The following is a 12,341-nucleotide window of genomic DNA, read 5'->3' on the forward strand; positions in this document are numbered from 1 at the left end:
CAGTTATTTGCTCTTGCACAGATCTATGACAAATCGGTTGCCAAGAGTATCTATGTGGTGACACCCTACAATACCCGTCATAAAATCAGGTCTCACAAGCTTTATAGTCTCTTCGGTGTAAGCTTCGGTATCCAGTTTCGTAATTTCCCGGATGTTCAACCCATAGCCATAAATCCCGTGGGCATTACATTGTGACGGGCGCAAAACCCGATCACCTATTACATGCACCCGGCCTCCATTTCTTGCAATATCGCTGCCTATAATGACCGGGTTGCGTTTGTGGGGGACAACCGTTCTCAGTGCAGGCCCGTCAACCGCGAACGCATAGAGTTCACTGGAGTGATCCATATAAGCATGGTGATCCGACAGGGAAGTCAGAAGCCACCATTGCCCTTTAATCTTGAACATTGTGGTATCTGCAGGACTCTTTCCCTCAAGCGCTGTTGCATATAGCTCCCATCTCATGGGGAATTGCGTGCAGCGCCATATCTCGACCCGGTCCGTCTGGTGGGTTTCGGGAACCATGTAAATGTCAGTGCCATCATTAAACACGAATGGATAGGATAGATGGTAACTTGTGCGCAGGCAGGTTCCGAGAAATTCGACTTCGGTTCCGGATAGGCATGCGACAGAAATCCAGGCATTTTTGCTGTTATCCGGGAAGCATTCGAAGAAGATATAATCTTTGTCGTGCCATCGAAACAGAAAGGGATCTGCTGCCCACATACTCTCAGCAAGCTTTAACGGGGTTGCCTTGTCCGGAGCAAAGTTCTCGATGCTCCCTTCACCGATATATACCCCCCAACTCCTCGCATTGAGTCCAAGCGCTGCTCTTGTTCGTATTGCAAGTTTCGCAACGATGTTGCAGCCAAGCCGCGCCAGATAAGCTATCGAATCCACAGAACGTGGAGCTGCGTGTGAAATATCAGGTTTCAGGGAGGTGTTTGCAGAGAGTTTGCGGGCCTCGGCCAATTTACGCAACTCCCGCAGAAGAAGCAGAACGGACTTTTCCTTTATAAACGCACCGTTGAGGGCGGCACTATACTTCGTATTGTAACGGGCGGCGGAAATGATGAGCGGCCGGGGCTCTGAGCACAGGCAAACGCGGAGTTGCACAGTTGTAAGTGCTTCACGCTCTTTGACTTCCCAAAACCCTGTCCAGTCATGGCCAATGGCCGCCTTGTCAACAAAATCGAGAAACCACTCGCCGAACTCAATCTGATCCAGACATTCCCGCGGCAGGGCCTTTGCAGTCAATCGTATTGCTACGTCTATATTCAGTGCGAGCAAACCGTTGCCACCAGGGCGGACAGGAACAGGGAGGCGGTATTGCTTGGTTCCAAAGGGCTGAGCGGGATAAGACAGGTGTCTGACAAATATTCGTTGCTCTGCCTTGTCGATCAATCTCCCGACAAATGAAGTTTTACCGGTCGCAACAGCACCGGTCTCGATGATCGCTTTCAGATCAAATTCGCGGTGATCCAGAATGCTCCTTATAAGCTTGATTTCCCAATTCTGTAGCTGATCCATGGAATCCGTAATGATTCCAATACGAAGCCTTGTAAACATTGTGCCCCCTTACGCCATGCCCACCGATCCCCGGATTTGCGCTAAAACGCGCAAATTTCTCATGGTTGCACGGCTGTGGATCAAATGTTCCACTTTCGAACGCCTCCGTCCAGAATGCCTAATCCAATTGATTAGCAGGGTAGTTCCTGAATCCATTCCGGGCATCTGGTATTGGTGAGATGATCGTTTTTGAGAAATCCGGCTGAGTTTGACATGCAACGACTCTGGTCGTGCGGACGACAACGGGTAATCAAAAACACACCGGGGATAGCACTCTGAAACAGGTTAATCAGATAGCTGCCGAGAGGCTCACAGCGAGAAAAGCCGCCGCAATGGGGTTTATGGCTATGGCCTCGCGCATCTGTGCTCAACTGGCGCAGGTGGTGGTTTTTGTATTGGCCGCGCGAATGCTGACAGCTGCAGAGTTTGGCGTCTATACGTTGATTCTTGCCATAGCCATTTTGCTGACACGCATTGCTGAAGCTGGCTCTCGAGAGTTCATTATGAGCTGCCGTGAAGACGGCTCGTTGTTCAATCAGATCGCGACAATAGCAGTTGCCAGCGGCGCGACGGCAATGGCAATCGGCCTGATCATTTCGGGTGCGATGGAAAGTCTTTTCGAGATGGAGCTTGCAGCCGAGATTCTGTCGATCTTCTCTGTATGGGTCGTCTTCGCAACGTTCAGCGCTGTCTATGCGGGCGTGCTTGTTCGCCAGAGCCGGTCCGAAATGCATTCTATTCTTTTGATGACCGGTGAAGGTGCGGGTCTGGCAGTGACGTTGGCTGGACTGCTCGCCGGATGGGGCATTTTCGCCTTGGCGGCAGGCAAACTCTTCATGCAGATCACATATCTCTGTTCCGCTATAATTGTCACACGATGGCTACCGCGGCCACGATTGCAATGGTCAGTCGTAAAGGAATTGGCGGCATTTTCGCGCTACATCCTGGCTACCCGCATGGTTGCATACTTCCATACCTATGCCGTGACGTTTGTCATCGGAATATTCTTCGGAACAGCAAGCGTCGGTTATTATCGGGTGGCAGAGCGGCTGGGGTCCTCTTTTGCCGATATGATGGATGAACCAAGCCGGCTTATAGCCTGGGTCAGCCTCAGAAGAGCAGTTCGGGATAATCAAAGCCCTCTCGAGCTCAAGCGAAGCGTCGGGGGTGAAGCTACTTTATTGCTACCTTTCTTGCTCGCACTGGCCGCCCCGATTTTCGTGGGCCTCGCAATCGTCTCCGAGAGACTGGTTGTGCTCTTGCTGGGTGAGCAGTGGCATCCGGCAGCTCCGCTGACCTCTCTGCTTGCCCTTATGTACATGTTGTACAGCCCGACTGTGTTGACCGAGCCACTTTTATCTTTGACCGGGCAGGTGCGGCGGCTTCCGCTGATATCGCTTTGCAACGTTTTGGTCGCTGTTGGCTTCCTGCTTGGAGCCGTACCTTTTGGCATAATGGGTGTTGCTGTCGGGCAGGTAGCGGCAGGTATGATTACGCTATGCATAACAATATGGCTGCAAAGCTATTATGGTGGAGTGAACTGGAAGCAGGCAGGCGCCAATAGTGCCATTGTAATACCTGCACTGATTGCCATGATTGCAGGCATCATGTGGGTATCACGATTTTTGTTGTCGCCGGAGTTGGATCTCGGGCTTCAAATTGTTGTGGGTGCCCTGATTTACAGTGGCGTACTCACAACGCTGTATATTTTCTTTTTCGCAATGAAGAATGCTTTCGTCTGGAAGAAGCTGAAAGTACCAAGCAAATCAAACCTTTAAACTCATGAGAACGACGATGCAGCCGACTATGGGGAAAATAGAGAACGAGCAGGCCACGCCCACTAAAGTGAAGCGCCATATGTTTCTTGGAGTAGAGCTTGAGATCACGACGGGTGTGTTGGTGCCGCGCCAAGAAACAGAGCTTCTGGGTCGCACGGCTATCGAAATTCTGGCGAACAATGACTTGCCGCTCGTAATCGATATGTGCTGTGGTTCAGGTAATCTTGGGCTTGCCATCGCAAGTGCAATTCCCTCAGCAAGAATAATGAGCGCGGATTTGACGGACGAGACCGTCAGCGCTGCTCGACACAATACCTGGCAACTGGGACTCCTGGACCGTGTCGAAATTTATCAGGGCGACTTGTTCACGGCATTTGACGGAAAAAATGTGAACGGAAAAATCGATCTGGTTGTGTGTAATCCTCCATATATTTCCGCCAGGCGGTTGCACGAAACATTGGGGCATCTGCTCGTTGAAGAGCCGCGGGAGGCTTTCGATGGTGGCCCGTTTGGCATTTCCATCCTCCAAAGACTTGTGCGGGATTCCGCGGACGTATTGAAAGCAGGTGGCTCGCTGGCTTTTGAGTTTGGCGAGGGGCAGCATCAGCAGGTTTCGTATCTGATTGCCCGCTGCGGTGCGTATGATGAAGTTTTGTTTGTCGATAGTGCAGTTGGTGTTCCACGAGTAGCGGTTGCCAGAAAAAAGTACTGATCGACGGAGAACGTGCGATGGACGGCATGGCATCCAGTGAAATTCGAAACCTGATGCCTCGGGATATCCCGGAGGTAGCGGCCATGTTCTGGCGCATGTTCAAACCTGCAAGTGCAACGATTCCGGCATCAATCGCGGACTATTTGTCGGATCTCTACCTCGACCCCGACAATAATACGGGCATCATCTCGCAAGTACATATTCGCCAGGATGGTGTGCTGACGGGTTTCATTGGGGCACTTCCGTTGAAAATGGCTTTCTCAGGTCATGTGCTGCAGGCGGCAATCTGCGGTCCTTTGATGGTAGAAGATCATCTCCGGGATCCCCTTGCAGGCGCGCGCCTGCTTCGGGCGTTTCTCGCCGGCCCCCAGGATCTGTCCTTGAGCGAGACGGCCAACGAAACATCACGGATCATGTGGAGCAAGTTACGGGGCAAAGTATTGCCTGGCTATAGTCTGGAATGGGTCCGTGTGCTTCGTCCCACCGCATTCGCAGCTGAACTGGCATCGAAACGCTTCAAATTTTTGAAATATTGCAAAGCGCTGCTTGGACCATTTGATAATCTTGCTCACCTGGTTATGAAAACCGATATCCCCGAAATGCCGCAAGGCCTGAGCGATGCCGGCATTGATATGGATATGCTGGCACCGCTCATTATATCCTGCCTCAAAGACTACGAATTGCGGCCCGACTGGGGCTCCTCAACTTTAAGCAGAGTTCTCGCGACCGCCAGAAACAAGGCATCGTATGGTAATATGCATAGCAGAGTTGTAAAAGGTCCTTCCGGTGTTCCACTTGGCGCTTATCTTTTTCACGGCGATAGGGGCAAAATCATTCGTGTCCTGCAAATCGTTGCAACGAAAGGGTGCGAAGGCGCTGTCGTCGACAGCCTCCTCCACTATGCGAATTCGATAGGCGCAGTTGCGGTCCGCGCACGTTCACAACCGCAACTGATGGAGGCCATGATGATACGCCGCGGTATATTCTTTCAGCGTTCATCGACGGTCGTACATGCGCGTGACCCGCGCATTCTTGAGGCGTTCTCAAAGGGAGACGCATTCTTTAATGGTCTTGCCGGCGAAGGATGGAATCGCTTGAACGGGGATGAGTTCTTGTGAAATACGTTGAAGATAATTCAGGCAGCTAGATGCGTATATTATTTGCCGTCATGAACGCCCATATGGACTTGTTGACGTCTACGATTGAGTCGATTGTTGTCTGAATACGCAACATTTCCTCGTCGTCGAGAGCTTCGACCTTTCCGTATTTAAGGTTTTCATCCATATCGACAATCCGCATCAATTGAGTCGATGCAGTTCGGCCCGATTCATCGAAAGAATATATGCAGTGGTTGTATTTATTCCGCAGGCGTTGTTCACGTGTCATCCGGGCAGTAATTTTGAGCACTGCAGCTTTGGTATCGGGCGTTGTTGAATGTATTTTTGCAAGACGTTCGATTAAATCAATCCGTGCCCGCGTAGTGTTCAGCGTCAAGAAGATGACGGTTGCCGCCTCCTTGTTGGTGTCCAGCAGGTGGGCAATCAGATAAATGAACAAACTCTCGGTATTTGTCCAGGTATAATTCAGCTTGCCCACCAGCATGAGTACATCGTCCAGCCGCGACATTGATATTACATAACCCGAGCCATTTCCGGCGAGGTTGTGTAGTGGCTTATCGGCGCCTTGTAACCTCTAAAAGGGGGCTGAAAGGTCTCCTGATCCCTTGTATTGCGATATACCGCAGCGGCCTGTGTACGGTTATGCACCCGCAGTTTGCGAATAAGATTGTGCACGTGGACCTTGACAGTATGCTCTGACAATGTCAGACGATCGGCGATAATCTTGTTTTGCAGGCCTTCGGAAAGTAACTCCAGAATTTGCTGCTCACGGATCGTCAATGTCTTGATCGGTCGGATTACGCTGTCATTGTTCTGATGAGAATAGGTTGGCGGCCTCTCATTGACATTGTCCCGTGTCCTGTCCGTCGAACGACCCATGGCAGACGGGTAATATTCGCCACCATTCAGCAGCAGCCAGATGACAGCAAGCCATATATCCAGTTTCAGATTGAAGGGGAGCAGGCCCTGGATTACTTTGCCGTCAAACAGGCTGTCGAGCTCGTCGAGCCCTGTCACATTGTCATCAATCATCATTGTAATGGAAGCGTTGGGAAAGCGCCTTCTGCACTGCGTGGCACACTCACTGAAATTGACAACGAAGCCCGCATGAATGAGGACGAGCCGAATGTCGTCATCATAAGCCTCGGCTTCGGTAAACTTGCTGCAAAGATGGATGTCGATATCCGTAAATGTGCGTTCTAATGACTGTACAAGCCCCTGAAAGACCACTCCAGCTTCAGCATAGATAAATATTGAACTTTTAAATGCCTTTTCATTTGTCGTTCCTGGACCGCTGTTTATGTGATCCGAAAGTTTGCGTGGTATTGTTCCACTCATGATAGTCCCCTACGCCCTTTAGTCGGAAATTATTACTTCCGAGGTTTCTTTTCTATTGTTTGATTTCAGTTGTATAGTTTTACTTATGATCGCTAATCAGAGCGTCTGTAGCCCCCGCTACCGGCCCGGATGATTAAGGATTAATAAACTTCGCGTGACGCGGTCGTGACGTAAAAAGAAAGACTCATTCGTCAGGATGGTAATTGACGAAGGCAGGTATAAGTCGCCTGTCAGCGCTGATTGAATTGAAAGAAATCCATAATATTGTTTATGCCGAAAAAATTCCAGCATAAGCAGTTTGCATTGACGCAAAGAAAAGCGCTTCAAAATATTAGCTTAATCCCTGAAACGAAAACGTTGGTAAACTGGAGTGTTGTTTTTCTTGCACGCAGCGAGCTAAGCAGAAGTGCTAGCTTCCGATCTCATCATTTGCGTCATACCGTTAGGTCATCCTGGATTTCATGGGGGTAGTGTAAGTGAAACCAGGAAAATAAAACCCGAGTATCAGTATTCTACATTGAATGGCTTGCGATGTCCTGTCGCATGCTTGGGAATACTATTGCTTTTAAAACTTAACATCTGGCGGATCGACATCATAACCTTGTTAAAAAGCATAGAGGTTTTGTCTTTCTTTGCAGATATCCGGAGGACACAATATGAATAGCCGCAACAATCATCACCAGAATCCCGGTGTAGATCCTTCAGCGTCAGCCAGCGCCGACGCTTCGGCATTTGCTGCCGCTTTGGCACTGCAACTACAGGGACAGGGACAAGGACAAGGACAAGGACAGGGTCAGGGTCAGGGTCAGGGACAAGATCAGGGCCAGGGGCAAGGCCAGGGTCAGGAGCAGTCGTCAGTTTCAGAAAATCTCAATCTGAACGGCAATGGAAACTTTAACGGCAATCTCAATGAGAGCCACAGTGAGAATTTCAACTCCAACAACAACTCCAACAACAATTCTTCGCATACAGAAGTAAAAGTAGACGTGGGCGTTGGCCTGGATGGATATCTGCCAACTGATGATGACTTTGCCGATCTTGATCTGCACGGCAATACTTTCGATAATATCTTCATCACCGAGTCCGGCAGCATTAATTTTGACCCTGGCAATGATGTGAATTTTGACAATGTCCTCAACGGTGCATTCACCGGCGGCGGTGTCAATACAGGGTTTGCGCTCAATCAGGTTGTTGACCTCGTCGACAATGATTCACTGTCAGGCGTAAGCCAGGCCAATGGCGGCAGCGTAACGCTGAACGCGACGGGTGGCGGTGCTACGGCTGGCGATGGTATCGGTACCGACGATGGCGGCTGGGGTGGCATAGATCACAGCTTCTTCGGTGGTGGTCATGGCGGTGGTTCCGGCGATATCGGTGCCGGCGACGACATATCGGGATCCAGCGCAGCAAGCGCAGCTGCCAATCTTACATCGACAGCTTTCACTCAGGAAATTGTGCTTGGTGCAAACCTGCAGCAGAATGCCTTCGATGCTACCGTTATCAACGGCTCCTACACGCATACATCAACCGGCGATACAGACGCAGTCTGATTGCAGTAGCGGGCAGATTGCCCGCTCCCGGACCGGTCTGCGCGCCCTGTGCGCAGACCAATTTTCCCAAACACAGATACAGAAAGCATAATTGGCGGGAGCCATCAAAAAATGCTCGGATTTGGCGATCAGATTTCAGAATCCATTGCGCACTTCATAGGGTACTTCAACACATCGATTGAAGCGATAAAGATGCGCCTGGAGTATCGCGAATTCAAACCTGAACCGGATGCTCCGCCTTCGCACAACGAAATATTGGCAATCCAGACAAATCCGCACATGCAGCTGGCGCTCACCGCATTCGATCCGAATGTAAATTACGATCCTGCGCCCTGGGGACCAATTGGCACCGCTGCATTGCCTTCGGTGAACATCGAGCCCGTCAATGTGCAACTGCATGAACACAACGCTCACCACCAGTTCCACCCGCTAAAGACCGCAGGCCACGGATCCCATAGTCAATCTGTCGAACAGCCACCCTTCGTCGGTCCCGAGACTGCAGAAACGTCGATGGTGCTGCAACAGACCAGCCGTATGCAGGATAATGACCTGATAATTATGGGTAATCACTCTGCTGCCGGTCTGCATTGGGGCGACAACTCCGGTCTGGCCGATCTGTCCGTCGATGCCCTTCTTGTCTCTGATGCATTTTCCCATGAGTTGCCGGGCGTATCGTCCGAGATGCCACGGTTTTTCAGCGATCAGGAACAAAACATAAGCGCTGCGCAACAGGCATTGGCCGATGCGCCCGGTGTGACAGTGATAACGTCTCCGACGGAAGGGGTTTATATAAACGGCGTGAAAGCCTCGGCAGTGCCTGTGCTTGATGATTACAAACCGGCGCAACCGAACTCGTCAATTACGCCCTCCGCTGCAACACATCACGGGACAACGATCATTAACGGCAAAGATATCGAAGGTACCGTTTCTGTAGAGGCTGGCTCGAACATTCTGGTGAACGAGGTAATTCTCAACAATACCGGAACGCCCGGAGCACATTTTGCGGTCTCCGGTAATTATTATAATATCAATGCCATTGTCCAGACCAATGCCTATAGCGATTCAGATAGCTTCGGCAACGGTTTTGCCGGCCAACAGCAGTTGTGCCCGCCATCAACCAATGCGATGAACATCGCAAATTTTATTTCGCACACCGGACAGGTGCAGATTCCAGCTGCCACGGGCGAGACGCCTGTTTTCCCGCAAAATTGGCAGGTCACCATAATGAACGGTGATCTCATGCAGATGAACTGGATTTCACAGTACAATTTTCTTTCAGATAATGACGCACATGTACTCTCCGCCGGCGGATCGTACACAACCATAACGACCGGCTCAAACGGAATGCTGAACACCGCATCTTTCGCCAATCTATGTAATTCATATGATCTGGTCATTGTCGGTGGTCACCTGTACAGCGGGAATCTGATCTTTCAGACGAATGTGCTTTTTGACGATGACACATTGACCACTGCCGGCAGCGCCGGTGCATATAGCGGGAAGTTATCGACCAGCGATAATCTTCTCTGGAACTCGGCCAGGATAAAAACAGCCGATCCAGACAATTGGGTAACCGGACTTCCGGATCACTACAAGCAGGCAATGGATGGGTTGGCGAGTGGCAACTTTAAAATGCCGGATGGTTTTCATTCGGATCAGGCGTTTCAGGGTATTGCAGGGCTCAAGATGTTGTACATCTCGGGCAACGTCTATGATCTCAACTATATCAGCCAAACCAATATCCTCGGCGACTCCGACTATGTGGCGCATTACGAAGATGCACTGCGCGCAGCATCGCACGACACGGTATGGGATATAAGCACTGGTTCCAACGCGTTGATAAACATCGCGACGATTGTTGATAGCGGTCATGGAAACGGGACCTCCTACGCGGGCGGAGGTGTCTATTCAGACTCTATCCTCATCCAGGCAGAAATCATTGGCCATCAACCTGGGCACGTCACGGGCCAGGGACACCCGCTTGCCAACGAGCTCGTTGCTTTTCTCGATGACGATGCGATGCAACCGCAAACAGCCGATCACGCGCCAATCCACCTTTCAGACACCACACACTCCGTGGATGTGATGCAAACAGCTCTCGCCTAAAAACAAAAAATCGGGGGGACGTGAGACCAATGAAATACGATGAACAGACTGATCTGCGAGCTATCTCGCAGCAGTCGCGGCGAGCGATGAATGCTCGCGAGCAAGATAGAATCAAATTTGATGCGTTGCTTGCAGAGTTGGAAAAATCCATTTCGCAAGTTGCCGGAGAAAGGATCATCGTCGAGACGGCACAGTCGGAAAAACCAATTGCCGTAAATATCCGTGCCGATGAACAACCAACCGCGCAGTCTGGCTTGAACAAGCCGCCTGTTCGTAGTGACGTTAATGCTTTGCCATTTATCCCCGGTGATAGCCTCGGCAAGGTTATCGAGGGCGACCGAGACGTCCGATCACAAAGAAAAAATGAATCCGGCGGTAATGGGCCAGGGAATAGCAGTGTCACCGGAAATGGTGGCAGTGGCGGGGGTTTTCACAAACGCATGGCAACGGCGAGCTTCGCCGATAGCTTCAAGAATGGCGTAAACGCTGTTCGGCGAAATCTGATCATTGCCATGGGATTTACGGTCTTTCTGAATATCCTTGTGCTGGCAATTCCAATCTACCTCTTCCAGATATCCGATCGTGTCCTTACGAGCCGCTCATCAGATACCCTCGTGATGCTTACAATCGTTATTGTCGGTGCTGTTTTTGTACAGGTGGTTCTCGATGCTATCCGGCGGTTCATTCTCATGCGGACAGCGGTTGAGGTGGCAGTGCAACTTGGAGCCCCAATTCTCAGCGCAGCTGCCCGCGCGTCGTTGCATGGTAATGGTAAGGACTACCAGGTACTTGGAGATTTGCAGCAACTGCGGTCATTCCTGACATCAGGCACCTTGCTGTCGTTCTTTGATGCGCCGATTGCGCCGATATTCCTGTTGGCGGTGTTTTTGATCCACCCGCATCTCGGATATATCGTTGTGGTCTCGTCCATGCTGCTGATCGTCATTGCCTTCATCAATCAGCGGGCAACTGCGGCTTCATTTGCCGAGGCGACAAACTACCAAAGCCGCGCCATGCTTCATCTCGACTCCATGTCTCGAAACTCACAGATCATAAATGCTCTCGCCATGATTCCTGAAGCCGTCCGTATATGGGGGCGTGACATGGCAGGGTCACTGAAATCACAGGTCAGAGCGCAAGATCGCAACATCATCTTCGCTACTGTTTCCAAATGTTCTCGACTATTGACGCAAGTTGCGATGCTGGGGTGGGGGGCTCATCTTGCGATTGACGGGCAACTCACCGGTGGCATGGCGATCGCAGCCTCCATTATTGCCGGACGTGCACTTGCGCCCATCGAAGGCGCAATCGAGGGCTGGAACAGTTTTATCCAATTCCGATCAGCATTTGGCCGTATCCGCAGTCTTCTCCAGAACTCGCCATTGAACCTCGAACGTTTGCGGCTGCCCGACCCACAGGGACGGCTTGACGTAGAACGCATCCTTTATGTGCCGCCACCCAATAAGAAAGTTATTCTCAACGGCATTTCATTCACTTTGATGCCCGGCGAATCCATGGCTGTTATCGGTAATTCAGGCGCTGGTAAAACCACACTGGGCAAGATGCTGGTCGGATCCATTCTCCCTACTTCAGGTAGCGTACGTCTCGACCTGATGGACCTTCGCAATTGGGATCAGCGCCAGTTCGGCGAGAACATCGGTTATCTTCCGCAGGATGTGCAGCTTTTCCCGGGCACCATCAAGGCCAATATCGCCCGTATGCGCGAAGATGTCAGTGACCAAGCCATTTTTGATGCAGCCGTATTGGCCGACGTGCACGAACTCATTGCAACTTTTCCGCAAGGCTATGAGACAGTCGTTGCCGCAGATGGCGCACCTCTTTCAGGAGGGCAAAAACAGCGCATAGCCCTGGCGCGGGCATTCTTTGGTAATCCCACACTCGTTGTTCTCGATGAACCGAACTCAAATCTTGACCGGCAGGGCGATGTTGCACTTACCAAAGCTCTGTTCCATGCCAAAAAACACAAAATAACAGTTGTAACCATCACACAGCGCCCGGCGCTCCTGAGCTGCGTCGACAAGATCATGGTTCTGAACAATGGTACTGTGACCATGTTTGGAACGCGTGAAACCGTGATGGAAGCACTCTCAAAAAAGAGCAGGCCAAAAGAACCCGTTCCTACAATCCGGGCGGCTGAATAGAAAATGAC

9 protein-coding genes are annotated in these 12,341 nt (G+C 51.0%); 6 read left to right on the forward strand and 3 right to left on the reverse strand.

Going from position 1 to position 12,341, the window contains the following annotated elements:
- Positions 1 to 3 precede the first annotated feature (3 nt).
- Positions 4 to 1,569, reverse strand: a complete 1,566-nt coding sequence (locus tag ABKW30_RS22720; RefSeq protein ID WP_348601212.1) for a hypothetical protein — start codon at positions 1,567 to 1,569, stop codon at positions 4 to 6.
- A 347-nt stretch (positions 1,570 to 1,916) separates the two neighbouring features.
- On the opposite strand from ABKW30_RS22720, the gene ABKW30_RS22725 reads away from it, so the two are divergent.
- The 3 genes from ABKW30_RS22725 to ABKW30_RS22735 are packed head-to-tail and all read left to right on the forward strand — an operon-like array spanning position 1,917 to position 5,177.
- Positions 1,917 to 3,347 carry an oligosaccharide flippase family protein gene (locus ABKW30_RS22725; RefSeq protein ID WP_348601213.1) on the forward strand — a complete coding sequence of 477 codons (1,431 nt, stop codon included), beginning with the start codon at positions 1,917 to 1,919 and terminating at the stop codon, positions 3,345 to 3,347.
- A gap of 16 nt (positions 3,348 to 3,363) precedes the next feature.
- Positions 3,364 to 4,059 carry a HemK/PrmC family methyltransferase gene (locus ABKW30_RS22730; protein ID WP_348601214.1) on the forward strand — a complete coding sequence of 232 codons (696 nt, stop codon included), beginning with the start codon at positions 3,364 to 3,366 and terminating at the stop codon, positions 4,057 to 4,059.
- A 17-nt stretch (positions 4,060 to 4,076) separates the two neighbouring features.
- Positions 4,077 to 5,177 carry a hypothetical protein gene (locus ABKW30_RS22735; protein ID WP_348601215.1) on the forward strand — a complete coding sequence of 367 codons (1,101 nt, stop codon included), beginning with the start codon at positions 4,077 to 4,079 and terminating at the stop codon, positions 5,175 to 5,177.
- 25 nt (positions 5,178 to 5,202) lie between these two features.
- Here the strand turns inward: ABKW30_RS22735 and ABKW30_RS22740 are convergent, their stop codons facing one another.
- Together ABKW30_RS22740 and ABKW30_RS22745 are read right to left on the reverse strand one after the other, a co-directional pair.
- The gene (locus ABKW30_RS22740) at positions 5,203 to 5,685 is read right to left on the reverse strand and encodes a hypothetical protein (RefSeq protein WP_348601216.1); all 483 of its coding nucleotides are present in this window, start codon (positions 5,683 to 5,685) and stop codon (positions 5,203 to 5,205) included.
- Between the two features lie 5 nt (positions 5,686 to 5,690).
- Positions 5,691 to 6,515 (reverse strand): response regulator transcription factor, encoded by an 825-nt coding sequence (locus ABKW30_RS22745; RefSeq protein ID WP_348601217.1) that lies wholly within the window; start codon positions 6,513 to 6,515, stop codon positions 5,691 to 5,693.
- Between the two features lie 656 nt (positions 6,516 to 7,171).
- On the opposite strand from ABKW30_RS22745, the gene ABKW30_RS22750 reads away from it, so the two are divergent.
- The 3 genes from ABKW30_RS22750 to ABKW30_RS22760 all read left to right on the forward strand — a co-directional run bounded on the left by ABKW30_RS22750 (position 7,172) and on the right by ABKW30_RS22760 (position 12,333).
- Positions 7,172 to 8,065 (forward strand): hypothetical protein, encoded by an 894-nt coding sequence (locus tag ABKW30_RS22750; protein WP_348601218.1) that lies wholly within the window; start codon positions 7,172 to 7,174, stop codon positions 8,063 to 8,065.
- Between the two features lie 111 nt (positions 8,066 to 8,176).
- A complete protein-coding gene (locus ABKW30_RS22755) occupies positions 8,177 to 10,171 on the forward strand; it encodes a hypothetical protein (RefSeq protein ID WP_348601219.1) in 1,995 nt (664 codons plus the stop codon).
- A gap of 29 nt (positions 10,172 to 10,200) precedes the next feature.
- Positions 10,201 to 12,333, forward strand: a complete 2,133-nt coding sequence (locus ABKW30_RS22760) for a type I secretion system permease/ATPase (RefSeq protein WP_348601220.1) — start codon at positions 10,201 to 10,203, stop codon at positions 12,331 to 12,333.
- Positions 12,334 to 12,341: the final 8 nt, after the last annotated feature.

The organism is Phyllobacterium sp. SB3, from assembly GCF_040009165.1.
GTDB lineage: Bacteria > Pseudomonadota > Alphaproteobacteria > Rhizobiales > Rhizobiaceae > Phyllobacterium.